Annotated in this window: 12 protein-coding genes; 10 read left to right on the top strand and 2 right to left on the bottom strand. The window is 58.4% G+C overall.

Features of this window, described 5'->3' with window-relative positions; genetic code table 11:
* The first annotated feature begins 12 nt into the window (after positions 1 to 12).
* The 10 genes from TMS3_RS11995 to TMS3_RS12040 all read left to right on the top strand — a co-directional run bounded on the left by TMS3_RS11995 (position 13) and on the right by TMS3_RS12040 (position 12,010).
* The gene (locus tag TMS3_RS11995) at positions 13 to 1,023 is read left to right on the top strand and encodes an aspartate-semialdehyde dehydrogenase (RefSeq protein ID WP_025165520.1); all 1,011 of its coding nucleotides are present in this window, start codon (positions 13 to 15) and stop codon (positions 1,021 to 1,023) included.
* A 152-nt stretch (positions 1,024 to 1,175) separates the two neighbouring features.
* Complete coding sequence (locus tag TMS3_RS12000) at positions 1,176 to 4,022, top strand: FimV/HubP family polar landmark protein (protein ID WP_025165521.1); 2,847 nt, start codon at positions 1,176 to 1,178, stop codon at positions 4,020 to 4,022.
* Between the two features lie 3 nt (positions 4,023 to 4,025).
* Positions 4,026 to 4,892 carry a tRNA pseudouridine(38-40) synthase TruA gene (gene truA / locus TMS3_RS12005; protein WP_025165522.1) on the top strand — a complete coding sequence of 289 codons (867 nt, stop codon included), beginning with the start codon at positions 4,026 to 4,028 and terminating at the stop codon, positions 4,890 to 4,892.
* Between the two features lie 45 nt (positions 4,893 to 4,937).
* Positions 4,938 to 5,567: a phosphoribosylanthranilate isomerase gene (locus TMS3_RS12010; RefSeq protein WP_025165523.1), complete on the top strand. Its 630-nt coding sequence runs from the start codon at positions 4,938 to 4,940 to the stop codon at positions 5,565 to 5,567.
* Between the two features lie 228 nt (positions 5,568 to 5,795).
* Entirely contained in the window at positions 5,796 to 6,680 is an 885-nt protein-coding gene (gene accD, locus TMS3_RS12015) for an acetyl-CoA carboxylase, carboxyltransferase subunit beta (protein WP_025165524.1), read from the top strand.
* Entirely contained in the window at positions 6,677 to 7,984 is a 1,308-nt protein-coding gene (gene folC, locus TMS3_RS12020) for a bifunctional tetrahydrofolate synthase/dihydrofolate synthase (protein WP_025165525.1), read from the top strand. Before accD ends, folC begins: the two co-directional genes overlap by 4 nt.
* A complete protein-coding gene (locus TMS3_RS12025) occupies positions 7,968 to 8,570 on the top strand; it encodes an SPOR domain-containing protein (RefSeq protein WP_025165526.1) in 603 nt (200 codons plus the stop codon). Before folC ends, TMS3_RS12025 begins: the two co-directional genes overlap by 17 nt.
* Before the next feature lie 67 nt (positions 8,571 to 8,637).
* Positions 8,638 to 9,165 carry a CvpA family protein gene (locus TMS3_RS12030; RefSeq protein ID WP_025165527.1) on the top strand — a complete coding sequence of 176 codons (528 nt, stop codon included), beginning with the start codon at positions 8,638 to 8,640 and terminating at the stop codon, positions 9,163 to 9,165.
* Positions 9,166 to 9,237: 72 nt separating this feature from the next.
* Positions 9,238 to 10,743 (top strand): amidophosphoribosyltransferase, encoded by a 1,506-nt coding sequence (gene purF / locus TMS3_RS12035; RefSeq protein ID WP_025165528.1) that lies wholly within the window; start codon positions 9,238 to 9,240, stop codon positions 10,741 to 10,743.
* A 55-nt stretch (positions 10,744 to 10,798) separates the two neighbouring features.
* A complete protein-coding gene (locus TMS3_RS12040) occupies positions 10,799 to 12,010 on the top strand; it encodes an O-succinylhomoserine sulfhydrylase (protein ID WP_025165529.1) in 1,212 nt (403 codons plus the stop codon).
* A gap of 121 nt (positions 12,011 to 12,131) precedes the next feature.
* On the opposite strand, the gene gspD is transcribed toward TMS3_RS12040, so the two are convergent.
* Together gspD and TMS3_RS12050 are read right to left on the bottom strand one after the other, a co-directional pair.
* On the bottom strand, positions 12,132 to 14,084 hold the full coding sequence (gene gspD, locus TMS3_RS12045) for a type II secretion system secretin GspD (RefSeq protein WP_025165530.1): 1,953 nt from the start codon (positions 14,082 to 14,084) through the stop codon (positions 12,132 to 12,134).
* A 4-nt stretch (positions 14,085 to 14,088) separates the two neighbouring features.
* Entirely contained in the window at positions 14,089 to 14,733 is a 645-nt protein-coding gene (locus tag TMS3_RS12050) for a type II secretion system protein N (protein ID WP_025165531.1), read from the bottom strand.
* Positions 14,734 to 14,975 lie beyond the last annotated feature (242 nt).

The following is a 14,975-nucleotide window of genomic DNA, read 5'->3' on the forward strand; positions in this document are numbered from 1 at the left end:
TGAAGCACTTCCATGACCCATACCTTTGATATTGCCGTTATCGGCGCCACTGGCAGCGTCGGCGAAACGTTGATGCAACTGCTCGACGAGCGTGAGTTTCCCGTGGCCAATCTGCATCTGATCGCCAGTGACGAGTCGGCAGGGCGCTCGCTTTCCTTCAAGAACAAGAGTCTGCGGGTGTCGGCGTTGGAGTCCTTCGACTTTGCCCGCGTGCGCTTGGCCTTCTTCGCGGCAGGCGCGGCGGTGACTCTTGAGTACGCCGAAAAGGCTCGCGCCGCTGGCTGCTCGATCATCGATCTGGCGGCAGCGTTACCGGCGCAGCAGGCGCCACGCGTCGTGCCTGAGGTGAACCCCGAGGTGCTGGCAAGGCTGTCGGCGCCTTACCAGCTGAGCAATCCAAGTGCCGTGAGCATTGCACTGGCTAGCGTATTGGTGGTGTTGCGCGAACAGATAAGGCTGCAACGTGTGACGGTCACGGCGTGCCTGGCAGTGACCAGTCGGGGGCGCCAAGGCGCGGCCGAGCTGGCTCGACAGACTGCCGAGCTGCTAAATGCGCGTCCGCTCGAGCCGCGCTTTTTTGACCGGCAAATAGCTTTCAATCTGTTGGCTCAGGTCGATACGCCGGATAGCGACGGCCATGGCGTGCTGGAGCGGCGTGTGGCCTCTGAGTTGAAGGAGTTGCTCGATGCGCCGGCATTGAAGGTCTCGGCAACCTGTGTGCAGGCGCCGGTATTCTTCGGCGACAGCATCAGCCTGTCGGTGCAGGCGGAGGAGCCGGTTGAACTGGCAACGATCTGTGCGGCTTTAAGTACGGCTCCGGGCCTTGAATACGTTGAGTCAGACGATTATCCGACGGCTGTGGCTGATGCAGTCGGCCAGGATGAGGTATATATCGGTCGGGTTCGGGGTGGGCTGGACGATCCGTCTGAGCTCAATTTGTGGATTGCGTCTGATAACGTAAGAAAAGGCGCCGCCTTGAATGCTGTGCAATTGGCCGAGTTATTGATAAAACACTATCTGTAAAAGATACTTACCTAGAAATTTGAAGAATCTTTCGAGCTTGGCAATACTGGCTGAGTTGATTGCTGAATGGGGAGCCGCTTTCGAGTGGAGACAGGCAGCAATTATCAAGACCCTCTCGCATGCCGAGAAAAAAGATAAAAAGGGATAACGCTATGGTTCGGGTTCGCAAACTGGTGCTGGCAATCGCAGCTGCTTCAGCACTGTCCTCCGGTATGGCGCATGCGCTGGGGCTGGGTGAGGTAACCCTGCAGTCGGCGCTGAATCAGCCTCTGGTGGCTGAAATCGAGTTGTTGGAAGTGCGTGATCTGGCTTCCAATGAAGTACTGCCGAACCTGGCTTCTCCTGAAGAATTCATCAAGGCTGGCGTTGATCGCCAGTACTTTCTGACCGACCTGAAATTTACACCGATACTCAAACCGAATGGCAAGAGTGTCATTCGCGTAACCTCGAATAAGTCGGTGCGTGAGCCTTATCTGAACTTCCTGGTTGAGGTGCTGTGGCCGAGTGGTCGTTTGTTGCGTGAGTACACCCTGCTGCTTGATCCGCCCTTGTACTCGCCGCAAACCGCTGCTGCAGCTGCTCCGCCAGTGGTTGCCCCGCGACAGGCGGCTACTCCGGTATCGCGCTCGATAGCGCCTGTCAGTGCCCCTGCTGCGCGCTCCGTGGCTACTACTGCCAGCGCCTTGCAAGATAGTGAATACAAAACCACCGCCAATGACACACTCTGGGAGATTGCGGAGCGTGTGCGCGGGGGCGGCAGTGTTCATCAGGCCATGCTGGCTATTCAGGATCTGAATCCCGATGCCTTTATTGGCGGCAATATCAATCGTTTGAAGCGCGGCCAGGTCTTGCGTCTGCCAAATCAGCAGCAGCTCGGTGGTCGTTCGCGGGCTGAGGCCGTTGCGCAGGTTGCCGAGCAGAATGCTGCTTGGCGTGAAGGCCGCAATGTAGCCAGCTCCGCTCGCCAGCTGGATGCGACCAAGCGCAGTGTTGCTGGTGCAGCTCCTGCTCAGGTCAAAACTCAGGACAGTCTCAAGCTGGTTTCTGCCGACACCGGCAAGGCTACCAATGGTAGTGATAAGGGGACGGCGGACAGCAAGGCGCTGACGGATAAGTTGGCAGTGACCCAGGAAAGCCTGGATTCGACCCGTCGTGAGAACGACGAGCTAAAAGGTCGCATGGGTGACTTGCAGGGTCAGCTCGATAAGCTGCAGCGTTTGATCCAGTTGAAAGATGATCAACTGGCCAAATTGCAAGCAGACCTTGCCGCGTCAAACCAGGCACCCGTTCAGGCGCCTGCCGCTGAAACGGCCATTGCGCAGCCAGCGGCAGTCGAGCCGGTACAGCCTGTCGAGCCCGCTGCAGTTGTTACTCCGTCAGCGGCCGAAGCGCCCGATTATAACTACAGCGAGGAACCTGCAGTCACAGCCGACGCGGCGCCGCCAGCAGATGTCCAGCAGCCCGTCACTGAACCGGTTGTCGTCGCCGAGCCGAAGCCTCCGGTCGCTGATGAGCCTGCTGCTGCTCCAGTGCAGGAAGTAACCGCCCCGGTTGTAGAGGAGCAAGCACAGCCCAATGTGATCGATGATCTGCTCGCAAATCCCATGCTCTTGGGTATTGCCGGTGGTGGCGGTTTATTGGTGCTGTTGATCGGTCTTATGATGTTGTCGCGACGCAATGCGGTGAAAGAGGCTGAGCTGCAAGAGGCTTTAGCGGCTGAGAGCAACGCCAGTGGTTTCGATGCAGATATGCAATTGCCGGCTGACAGCTTCGATAGTTTTGAAGATGATCACCTTGCTGGCAGTGAGGTCGATACGACGGCTACCGAGGAGCGAGTGTCTGCGCAGACTGGTGATGCTTTGGGTGAGGCGGATATCTATATCGCCTATGGTCGCTTCAATCAGGCTGCCGACCTGTTGCACAACGCGATCAATAATGAGCCGCAACGTAGTGATTTACGTTTGAAGCTGATGGAAGTCTATGCCGAGCTGGGTGATCGCGAAGGTTTTGCTCGTCAAGAAAATGAATTGCACGAAATCGGTGGCGCCACAGCTGAGGTTGAGCAGTTGAAGGCGAAGTATCCTGCTATGGCCGCTTTCGCCGTCGCCGGAGTGGCTGCCGCCGCTGCTGCCGCTGATGAGGATTTGGATGGATTCAATCTGGATGATCTGGATCTGCATCTGGAACAGCCGAGCCAGCCAGCGGCAGAGGTAGACGGGTTGGATAATGCATTCGACTTGAGTCTGGATGAGCTTGAAGTCGAACTGGATCATGACCAGCAAGCTGCCGCGGCTGGTGATGCATCCTTGGCGGATATCGATACCCTGGATCTGGAAAGTGATCTGGATCTGAGCACTCCGGCTGATGTGGCTGTCGGGCAGGCCGATGATTTGAGTTTCGATCTGAACCTGGATGATGTTTCCGATGAAAGTCTGGAGCTGGGCGATGAGCTGGCAGATTTCAGTCTGAGTCTGGAGGATGAGGGCAAGCCGGCAGTCGCTGATGAAGCGGAAGATGAGTTTCTGCTCAGCTTGGATGAGGAGCCGGCTGCCGCTGATGTCTCCGATGACTTGGCCGGCATGACTCTCGACCTGCCAGGCAATACCGCTGATAGCGGGTTCGACTTGTCGGCGGACTTCGATTTGTCCCTGGGCGATGATGAGATTGTCACCGAGCCTACTGCCGATGGTTTTGCGGCACAGCTTGATGAGGTGACTGCAGAGTTGGATCAGCTGACGAATAACTTGGATCAACCGCCGGCTGTGAACGAGCCGGATGATGCGCTTGCTGACTTGTCGCAAGCGATTGATATGGAAGCCGACGATGATTTCGACTTCCTGTCGGGTACAGATGAAACCGCGACCAAGCTCGACCTGGCGCGTGCTTATATCGATATGGGCGATACTGAAGGTGCCCGTGACATCCTCGACGAAGTGATCGCCGAAGGTAACGATGATCAGCAGCAGGAAGCGCGCGAGCTGGTCACTAATCTGGTTTGATTCATGTCTGATGCAATACCTACAGCGGCAGCCGACTCGGCTGCCGTTGGCTTTTTCAGAGTTGCTCTCGGAGTTGAGTACAAGGGCTCGCGCTACCACGGCTTTCAGCGACAGCGCAGTGGTGTGGCCTCGATCCAGGAATCCCTGGAGAAAGCCTTATCCAAAGTGGCCGGTGGTGCACCCGTCACCCTGAGTTGCGCCGGTCGTACCGATGCCCTGGTGCATGCCAGTGCCCAGGTGGTGCATTTCGATACGTCTGTAGAGCGCAGCATGCATGCCTGGGTCATGGGGGCAAACATGAATCTGCCCAAAGACATCAGCGTGACCTGGGCTAAATTGATGCCGGCGCATTTCGATGCGCGTTTCAGTGCCCAGGCCCGGCGTTATCGCTATGCGATCTACAACGATCAGATACGCCCAGCGCACATGGCAGAGGAAGTCACCTGGAACCATCGACCTCTGGATGTCGAGCGCATGCGTCAGGCGGCCGAAGCTTTGGTTGGTACCCATGACTTCAGTGCGTTTCGGGCTCGGCAATGTCAGGCTAAATCGCCGATCAAGACGGTGCACCACTTGCGTCTGCTTGAGTATGGACGCTTCATCGTCCTGGATATTCGTGCCAATGCTTTTCTGCATCATATGGTGCGTAACATTGCCGGAGTGTTGATGACCATTGGGGCAGGCGAGCGGCCTGTTGAGTGGGCGCGCGAGGTGCTGGAGACTGGGGTGCGGCGTACTGGTGGCGTGACCGCGCATCCCTATGGCTTGTATCTGGTGCAGGTCGATTATCCTGAGGAGTTCGATCTGCCCAGGCGCTACCTGGGTCCGCATTTCCTCTCCGGTCTACCTGATGTGGCGGCTGACGCCTAGAGCGGCATTTGCTACCATCCGGGCTTTGCTAAAGGTACTCGCGCGTTGTCAGTCGTTCGCAGCAAAATCTGTGGGATTACCCGCATAGAAGATGCATTGATCGCCGCTGAGGCCGGTGCGGACGCTATTGGTTTGGTGTTTTATGCGAAGAGCCCGCGAGCAGTCAGTGTGCAACAGGCGCAGGCGATTATTGCGGCCTTGCCGCCGTTCGTGACCAGCGTGGGGTTGTTTGTTAACGCCGGTCGCGATGAGCTGAATGCCATTCTTGAGGTGGTTCCTCTGGATCTGCTGCAGTTCCACGGTGACGAAGCTCCCGGCTTTTGCGATGGCTTCAATCGCCCCTATATCAAGGCTCTTCGGGTTAGATCGGGAGAAGATGTGGCCGCGCGGATTGAGGCGTACGGTCGGGCGTCAGGGGTCTTGCTGGATACCTATGTGCCCGGTGTGCCAGGTGGTACGGGGCTGGCCTTTGACTGGGCGTTGGTGCCGCAAGACTTAAGCGTGCCGATTATTCTGGCTGGTGGGCTAACGTCGGAAAATGTGCGTAACGCTATCGAGCAGGTACGACCCTATGCGGTGGACGTCAGTGGCGGAGTTGAGGCAGGCAAAGGCATCAAGGATGCAGGAAAGGTTCGAGCATTCGTGCGGGCGGTCAGGGGTGCTTGCACTTCATGAGGGTGGCGATGTGACGGCGCTGTGCGCTTGGCCGTCCATAACCCTGTCGCAGGTGTTGCTATGACCGTTTTAGATGGTCGCATCAGTGGTACGGGTCTGCGCGCTTGGCAGCTATCAATGCAGGTCCCGGTCCCAATTGAAACTGCAGTCGTGAATTCGTTTGGATAGGTTGCCAAGGCCCTGTGCGGCACAGCCTATTCGAGCCTACAGCTTTGGAGAAATAAGAGCATGAGCAACTGGTTGGTAGACAAACTGATCCCTTCGATCATGCGTTCCGAGGTCAAGAAAAGTTCGGTACCGGAAGGGCTCTGGCACAAATGCCCGTCTTGCGATGCGGTGTTGTACAAGCCCGAGCTGGAAAAGACTCTGGATGTCTGTCTCAAGTGCAATCACCACATGCGCATCGGCGCGCGCGCGCGTCTGGATATCTTCCTCGACGCCGATGGCCGTAAAGAACTCGGTACCGAGCTGGAGCCTGTCGATCGCCTGAAGTTTCGCGACAGTAAAAAGTACAAGGATCGTCTGGTCGCGGCGCAGAAGCAGACCGGCGAGAAAGATGCACTGATCGCTATGCAGGGGACTCTGGAAACAATGCCGGTGGTGGCCTGCGCTTTCGAGTTCTCCTTCATGGGTGGCTCGATGGGTGCGATTGTCGGCGAACGCTTCGTGCGTGCCGCTAATGTGGCGCTGGAGCAGCGTTGTCCGCTGGTGTGTTTCTCTGCATCGGGCGGCGCCCGTATGCAGGAAGCGCTGATTTCCTTGATGCAGATGGCCAAAACCTCCGCCGTGCTGGCGCGCCTGCGCGAAGAAGGAATTCCGTTTATCTCGGTGCTGACCGATCCGGTATACGGTGGCGTTTCTGCCAGCCTGGCGATGTTGGGTGATGTGATCGTCGCAGAGCCGCGTGCACTCATCGGTTTCGCAGGGCCGCGAGTGATCGAGCAGACGGTACGCGAGAAGCTGCCGGAAGGTTTTCAGCGTAGCGAGTTCCTGCTTGATCATGGCGCCATCGACATGATTATTCCGCGCGCGGAATTGCGTCCTCGGTTGGCTAAGTTACTCGCGCAGTTTATGCGTCTGCCATCGCCTGCAGCGCTTCCGGTCACTGCATGAGCCAGCGCTCCCTCGCCGATTGGTTGGCTTATCTGGAGCAGCTGCACCCATCCGCCATCGACATGGGGTTGGAGCGTTCCAGGGCGGTGGCGCAGCGCTTGGGTTTGACCAGGCCGGCGCCACGGGTCATCACCGTTACCGGTACCAATGGCAAGGGCTCGACCTGCGCCTTTCTCGCCGCCTTATTGCAAGAGCAGGGGCTCAAGGTGGGGGTGTATAGCTCGCCCCATCTGCTGCGTTACAACGAGCGAGTGCAGATCAATGGCGGCGAAGCCGACGATGCTGCGCTCTGCGAGGCTTTTGTCGAAGTTGAAGCGGCGCGTGGCGCCATCTCCCTGACGTATTTCGAAATGGGTACTTTGGCTGCCTTCTGGCTGTTTCAGCGTGCGGCCCTGGATGCCGTGGTGCTCGAAGTGGGGCTAGGCGGACGTCTTGATGCGGTAAACCTGATCGACGCCGATCTTGCCTTGGTCACCAGTATCGGTCTCGACCATGCCGACTGGTTGGGTGACACCCGTGAGTCGGTTGCTTTCGAAAAGGCTGGGATCTTTCGCGCCGGAAAGCCTGCCTTGTGCGGAGATACTGACCCGCCACAGCCCTTGCTGGAGCAAGTTGTCCAACTAAATGCGCCGTTGTTTCTGCGAGGGCGTGATTACGATTTGGCGCTCGAGGCGCAGCATTGGAGTTGGCGAGGTTTGGACGCCAAGGGTGAGGTTCTGCGCCTGGATCGGCTTCCGCTGCTCGATTTACCCATGGAAAACGCTGCTTTGGCGTTGCAGGCCTATGCCTTGCTTGAGCTGCCTTGGCATGCTGAGCAGATTGCCAGTGCTCTATTGAGTACGCGGGTAGCTGGTCGCCTGGATCGCCGGACGTTGAATTGGCAGGGTAAGCCACTCACCTTATTACTTGATGTTGGGCATAATCCGCATGCCGCCGCATACTTGGCGCAGCGTCTGGCTGCCAGGCCGCTGGCGGGCAAGCGTTTGGCGGTGTTCGGTCTGCTGGCTGACAAGGACTTGGCTGGGGTGGTAACGCCCTTGTTGAGCGAAGTGGCGGAATGGGCTGTGGCGCCGTTACCGACCAGTCGTACGCGGCCAGCCGCCGAGTTGCAGGCGCATTTGTATAATCTCGGTGCGCATGTCACGGCCTATGTTGACGTGAAGTCGGCGCTGCTGGCGCAGTGTGCGCGGGCGGCGGCAGGGGATGAAATTCTGCTGTTCGGATCTTTTTATTGCGTGGCCGAGGCCCTGGACTGGCTGGCTGGCCATGCCAAGGGGGAAGTGCGGGATGGCTTTGCTGGATAAAGGATTGATGCAGCGTATGGTCGGTGCCTTGGTATTGCTGGCGCTGGCAGTGATTTTTCTGCCCATGCTGTTGTCGCGTGAAGACGAGCTGCGCCGGGTGGTAGTGGATGCGCCTGGCATGCCACAGGCGCCGGTTATGCCGCAGATTGAAATGCAGCCGGTCAGCGTGCCGGAGCCGCAGCTCCTGCCTGAAGAGCCCGTGCCGGATGAGTTCGATAGCGAAGCGGTGAGCAGCTTGAGCGAGCCCGAGCAGCTCGCTGCGCTGCCGGCTGAGCCGGTTGCTGCAGCGCCTGCGCAGGTCGAGGCTGCAGTGAAGCCGCCGGCAAGTCGTCTGGATGCCAACAGCTTGCCGGTCAGTTGGTCGGTGCAGTTGGCTAGCCTGTCCAGCCGAAGCGGGGCGGAAACCCTGCAGAAGACCCTGCGTAGCCAAGGCTACAATGCCTATATTCGCAGTGTGGACGGGATGAATCGGGTGTTTGTCGGTCCGCTGATCGAACGTGCGGAAGCTGATCGACTGCGTGACCAGCTGAACCGCCAGCAAAAGCTCAATGGCTTCGTAGTGCGTTTTCGTCCGGAGCGCAGCTAATCCTTCGCTTACCCCACGGCGTGGGCTCTGTTAAAATGCAGCGCCTTTTCCGTCGGTAACCATCATCGTGGGATTTTCCTGGGTCGACTGGGCGATTATCGCCATCATCGCCATTTCGAGTCTGATCAGTTTGAGTCGTGGTTTCGTCAAGGAAGCCTTGTCGTTACTCACCTGGATCATTGCCGGGGTCGTCGCCTGGATGTTTGGCGGTGCACTGTCGCAGCACCTTGGCGAATTTATCGAGACCCCTTCGGCGCGCGTGATCACCGCTTGCGCCATTCTGTTTATCGTCACTTTATTAGTCGGTGCACTGGTCAATTATCTGATCGGTGAGTTGATACGCGTCACCGGTTTATCCGGCACCGATCGTTTTCTGGGCATGGTTTTCGGTGCCGCCCGTGGCGGTTTGTTGGTCGTGGTACTGATCGGGCTGCTTAGCCTGGCGCCTGTACAGCAAGATCCGTGGTGGCAACAGTCGACGCTATTGCCGCATTTTTTATTGGTCGCGGACTGGTCGAAAAATCTCATCTTGGGGATGTCCAGTCAGTGGCTGGCCAGCGGCATCAGTGCACCCGTTGAGCTGCCATTCAAATAAGCGCTGTTGCAGCCTAAACTGCTGCAAGAGCGTTCAGTATTAGCCTGTTCCATTCAGTAGGGGTTGCGTCACATGTGCGGCATTGTCGGTATCGTCGGTAAATCGAACGTCAATCAGGCGCTGTATGACGGGCTCACCGTCCTCCAGCACCGCGGCCAGGATGCTGCCGGTATTGTTACCAGTCATGAGGGTCGTCTGTTCCTGCGTAAGGACAACGGCCTGGTTCGTGACGTGTTTCAACAGCGCCATATGCAGCGCCTGGTTGGTCACATGGGCATTGGCCATGTGCGCTATCCGACCGCCGGTAGCTCCAGCTCGGCCGAGGCGCAGCCGTTCTACGTCAACTCACCCTATGGCATCACTCTGGCGCACAACGGCAACTTGACCAACGTCGAGCAATTGGCCAAGGAAATCTACGAGTCCGATCTGCGTCATGTGAACACCAACTCCGATTCGGAGGTGCTGCTCAACGTCTTCGCCCATGAACTGGCCCAGCGCGGCAAGTTGCAGCCGTCCGAAGAAGACGTGTTCGCCGCGGTCAGTGAAGTGCACCAGCGTTGCCGTGGCGGCTATGCTGTGGTGGCAATGATCACCGGCTACGGTATTGTCGGTTTCCGGGACCCCAACGGGATTCGCCCGATCGTCTTCGGCCAGCGTCACACCGACGAAGGCGTGGAGTACATGATTGCCTCCGAGAGCGTGTCGCTGGATGTGCTCGGCTTCAGCCTGATCCGCGATCTGGCGCCGGGCGAGGCGGTGTACATCACCGAAGATGGCAAGCTCCACACTCGCCAGTGTTCGACCAGTCCGCATTACTCTCCCTGTATCTTCGAGCACGTCTACCTGGCGCGTCCGGATTCGATCATGGATGGCATCTCGGTGTACAAGGCGCGCCTGCGCATGGGCGAGAAGCTGGCCGAGAAGATTTTGCGCGAGCGTCCCGAGCATGACATCGACGTGGTCATCCCGATTCCCGACACCAGCCGCACCGCGGCGCTGGAACTGGCCAACCACCTGGGTGTGAAGTTCCGCGAAGGCTTCGTCAAGAACCGCTATATCGGCCGTACCTTCATCATGCCGGGGCAGGCGGCGCGGAAGAAATCCGTGCGGCAGAAGCTCAATGCCATCGAGCTGGAGTTCCGCGGCAAGAACGTAATGCTGGTGGACGACTCCATCGTGCGCGGCACGACCTGCAAGCAGATCATCCAGATGGCCCGCGAAGCCGGGGCGAAGAACGTCTATTTCTGCTCGGCGGCACCGGCGGTGCGCTACCCGAACGTTTATGGTATCGACATGCCGAGTGCCCATGAGCTGATTGCGCACAACCGCAGCACCGAGGAAGTCGCCGAATTGATCGGTGCCGATTGGTTGCTGTATCAGGATCTCAGCGACCTGATTGATGCTGTGGGTGGCGGCAAGGTGAAAATCGAGCATTTCGACTGTGCAGTGTTCGATGGTCAATATGTCACCGGCGATGTCGATGAGAATTACCTGAACAAGATCGAGCAGGCGCGTAACGATATGTCCAAGGTTAAGTCTCAGGCCGTCAGCGCGATTATCGATCTGTATAACAATTAAGCGTTAAGCGGCGTCCCGAGTGGCGCCGTTAAAGCTGTCATCCGAGGTAAGGGATATGACGCAAGAGTGGGATGCTGGGCGCCTGGACAGCGACCTGCAAGGGGTCGGCTTCGATACCTTGGCGGTGCGTGCTGGACAGCGTCGTACGCCGGAAGGTGAGCACAGCGAGGCGATATTTCCGACGTCGAGCTACGTATTCCGCACGGCCGCCGATGCCGCCGCGCGTTTTGCTGGTGAGGTTCCAGGTAATGTTTATTCGCGTTACACCAACCCGACGGTGCGCACCTTCGAGGAGCGTATCGCTGCGCTGGAAGGCGCCGAGCAGGCGGTGGCTACGGCCTCCGGCATGTCGGCGATCCTGTCTATCGTCATGAGCCTGTGCAGCGCCGGTGATCATGTGCTGGTCTCGCGCAGCGTGTTCGGCTCTACCATTAGCCTGTTTGAGAAATACCTTAAGCGCTTCGGTGTGCAGGTGGACTATGTCGCGCTGGCGGATCTGCAGGCCTGGGAAGCTGCCTGTCTGCCCAACACCAAGCTGCTGTTCGTCGAGTCGCCGTCCAATCCGTTGGCCGAGTTGGTCGATATTGCTGCCTTGGCCGAGATAGCGCATAGCAAAGGTGCGCTGTTGGCTGTTGATAACTGTTTCTGTACCCCGGCGCTGCAGCAGCCGATCAAGCTCGGTGCGGATATCATCATGCACTCGGCGACCAAGTACATCGATGGTCAAGGTCGTGGCATGGGCGGGGTGGTTGCCGGCAAGGCGGCGTTGATGAAGGAGGTTGTTGGCTTCCTGCGCACTGCAGGCCCGACCCTCAGCCCGTTTAATGCGTGGATTTTCCTCAAAGGTCTGGAAACTCTGCGCGTCCGGATGCAGGCGCATTGCGCCAGTGCGCAGCAACTGGCCGAATGGTTGGAGCAGCAGCCGGGCATCGAGCATGTCTACTACGCGGGTTTACCAAGCCATCCGCAGCACGACTTGGCCAAGCGTCAGCAGAGTGCATTCGGTGCCGTGGTCAGTTTTGAGGTCAAGGGTGGCAAGGAGGCTGCGTGGCGTTTTATCGACGCAACTCGGATGATTTCCATCACCACCAATCTGGGCGATACCAAAACCACCATCGCCCACCCGGCAACCACCTCCCATGGTCGTCTTTCGCCGCAGGAGCGTGCCAGTGCCGGCATCAGCGACAGCTTGATTCGCGTGGCTGTGGGGCTGGAAGACTTGGTCGATCTGAAGGCGGATCTGGCGCGTGGTCTCGCCGTGCTTTGATCGGTTTGACGTTGTCCTGGGATCAGCGCGAGTGCCGCTTCAGCCACAGTAGCCGGCGACTGCGTTGCAGTAAATGAGAAGGCCTCGGTGAGAACCGAGGCCTTTTTGCTTTGCGCGGACGCTATTTACGTAAGTCGATGGCGTCTGACGGCGAATTTAGGTCGAACAGCTGCGCTGGATCGCGCGGCAGGATACCTGGACGGTAGTCGTCGCGCAGGTTGCCAAGTATCCGGATGTCACCGTATTTCTTCCCGGAGAGGGCAGCCAGTCCCGTCGCATTGCGAATCACCGTGGGGCGCAGAAAGACCATCAGGTTACGTTTGATGTGGGTGTCCTTGGATGAGCGAAACAGTCGGCCGAGAATGGGTATGTCGCCGAGCAAGGGTATTTTCGAGTCGGAGTGAGTCACGTCATCCTGAATCAGGCCGCCGAGCACGATGACTTGGCCGTCTTCGGCGAGGATGGTGCTCTTGATCGAGCGCTTGTTGGTGATTAGGTCGACCGCATTGACTCCTTGGCTGGTGGGAGCGATTGAGGATATCTCTTGCTCGATCTCCAGGCGCAGGCTGGCGCCTTCGTTGATGTGTGGCGTGACCTTCAGGGTTACCCCTATATCTTGCCGCTCGATGGTGGTGAAGGGATTGTCTGCACCGGATGCGCTGGTGGTGAAGGAGCCAGTCTGGAACGGTACGTTCTGTCCGACCAGGATCTCCGCTTTCTGATTATCCAGGGTCAGCAGGCTGGGGGTGGACAGCAGGTTGCTCTTGGTGTTTGCCGATAGTGCAGTGACCAGCAGGCCAAAGTTACGGGTGCCGAGACCGACGATAGCGCCATCCGGGAGGTTGTTGAGGATCGGGTTGTCGACATTATTGCGCTGATCCTGGATAGCCTGCAGCACTGTGCCAACAGCCAGGCCAGTATTGCTGAAACTGGTTCCGCCGAGGCCGCCTGTGCCGCCGCGGGCATCCAGCGCCCACTGCACACCGAGGGCGTCGCTGATGTCGCCCGAGACCTCGACGATGGCAGCCTCTACCAGCACCTGTGCGCGTGGCACATCGAGCTGGCGCACGATGTCCTCAAGGGTCGCAACCATGTCGGGTTCGGCCAGCAGCACCAGCGCGTTTAGGCTCTCGTCGGCGCGGATCAGGATGTTCTGCGGTTTGCCGGGCGTCTCGCTGCCGTCCTGGGCTTTCAGGCCTTCGGAGATTTCACCGAGGGTTTCCGCCAGGGCTTTGGCATCGTTATGCCGCAAGCGAATCACGCGGGTATTGGCCGAGCGACTGGTCGGGGTGTCCAGCGATTTGGCCAGTGCCATCAATTTGCTTCGCGCTGCCGGCGGGCCGAGGAGTATCAGGCGATTGGTCCGTGCATCGGCTATCACTTGGGTGTTGGAGGTGCCTTTGGCCTGGCCGCGAACCAGGGTGTTATTGAGCACTTCTGCAATATCCATGACCCAGGCGTATTGCAGGTCGAGAACGCTGTAGTCACGGTCACCTTTCTGATCGAGCTGACGCAGCAAGTCTTCGATACGAGCGATATTGGCGCTGCGGTCGCTGATGATGATGGCATTGGCTGAGGTCACTGCAGCTAAATGGCCGTACTGCGGTACCAGTGGACGAATAAGCGGAATGAGTTCAGTCGCCGAGCCGTGCTGTACTTGAATCAGGCGAGTTTCCAGGCGGTCTGGCGCGGCGCGACCCGTTCCTGCGTCGGATTTGGCTTCGGCATTCGGCACGATACGAGCCTGTTCGCCCTGAGTGATAACACTGAAGCCATGGGTGGCCATCACCGAGAGAAACAGTTGGTAGACCTCACTCAGGTTCAATTGGGTGTTCGACACCACGCTGACTTGGCCTTTGACTCGCGGGTCGACGATGAAGGTTTCCCCGGTAATCTGCGCGACCTGGTCGATAAACTCTCGAATGTCGGCGCCTTTCAGGTTGATGGTCCAGCTTTCTTCTTGCTGGTTGGCGGTAGGAGCGGCTGTGCTGACGGCGGCGCTGAGTGGCAGCGCAGTGACGGCAAAGCCGGCGGCCAGCAGGGCGAGGGTGAATCGCGAGAAGGTCTGGGGCATCGGTTCAGTCGCTTTCCGTGGGCTGTTCGGTGGGTTCGGTATCCGGCGGCAAGGTGCCGGCCGCTTCCATCTGTTGGCGCAGAGCGTCCATGCGTTCGCGCAGCTGAGTAAGGTTGTCGACTTCCAGGTCGTCGAGTTGATTCAGCGTGTCCGGGGTTCTTGTGCTGGACGAATAGCTCGCGCTGTCATCGGCCGATTGGCTGTGTGGGAAGGCCAGGGTCTCCAGGCGACCTTTACGCATCAGTTCTACGCGATCGGCGTAGACCGCATGCAGACGTACACCGCTGGCCACTTCGCTGTCTATAGCGTGTAGTTGTGCTGGACTGCTTTCCAGGCGAATGATTGCAGTGGATCGTTTGGGGTCGGGGTGGACGAAACTGCCAAGCAAGGTCAGGCGCAGGTTGGTGGCCGGTGGCGGCGCCTTGCTGTCTGTACCGCTAGCACCGAACAGTTGGTCCAGGCGTTGGTCGGGCGTGGGTGCTGGTGTATTGCTCGTGTTCAGTGAGTCGACTGCGCCTGGTGTGCGCATTAAACGCAGCCAATCAACCGTTTGCCAGGCCAGGCTGACACTCATGGCCAGAGTCACGGCGACGCCCACCAGTGTGGTCGCGTGCTGTTGCACCCAGTGTCGAGTTGCCGAAAAAGGCAAGGTGTCACTCCGAAAGTTTTTTGTTATGTGGTGTGAGTCGCGCCCCGATCATAGACAGTTAGCTGGCGTTTGGCAGCCCCCTATCAAGGTGGTGTGTCGCGTTCTGTGATGTGCTAAAGATAGTCCAGTGCACTGGCTCTAGTATTGTGGCATGTCGATAATTAGTAACGGACGGAGCTATCGGCTTGGATCGGCCTGAGCTGCTCTGATACCCGTGTTACGTTACCGTTTTAAGGCGACCC

It is taken from the genome of Pseudomonas taeanensis MS-3 (assembly GCF_000498575.2).
In the GTDB taxonomy this organism is placed as follows: Bacteria; Pseudomonadota; Gammaproteobacteria; order Pseudomonadales; family Pseudomonadaceae; genus Aquipseudomonas; species Aquipseudomonas taeanensis.

Coding starts and splice junctions, on each gene's coding strand:
- accD (WP_025165524.1), top strand. CDS start 5,796: ATGAGCAACTGGTTGGTAGACAAACTGATCCCTTCGATCATGCGTTCC.
- TMS3_RS12040 (WP_025165529.1), top strand. CDS start 10,799: ATGACGCAAGAGTGGGATGCTGGGCGCCTGGACAGCGACCTGCAAGGG.
- TMS3_RS11995 (WP_025165520.1), top strand. CDS start 13: ATGACCCATACCTTTGATATTGCCGTTATCGGCGCCACTGGCAGCGTC.
- folC (WP_025165525.1), top strand. CDS start 6,677: ATGAGCCAGCGCTCCCTCGCCGATTGGTTGGCTTATCTGGAGCAGCTG.
- purF (WP_025165528.1), top strand. CDS start 9,238: ATGTGCGGCATTGTCGGTATCGTCGGTAAATCGAACGTCAATCAGGCG.
- TMS3_RS12000 (WP_025165521.1), top strand. CDS start 1,176: ATGGTTCGGGTTCGCAAACTGGTGCTGGCAATCGCAGCTGCTTCAGCA.
- TMS3_RS12025 (WP_025165526.1), top strand. CDS start 7,968: ATGGCTTTGCTGGATAAAGGATTGATGCAGCGTATGGTCGGTGCCTTG.
- gspD (WP_025165530.1), bottom strand. CDS start 14,084: ATGCCCCAGACCTTCTCGCGATTCACCCTCGCCCTGCTGGCCGCCGGC.
- truA (WP_025165522.1), top strand. CDS start 4,026: ATGTCTGATGCAATACCTACAGCGGCAGCCGACTCGGCTGCCGTTGGC.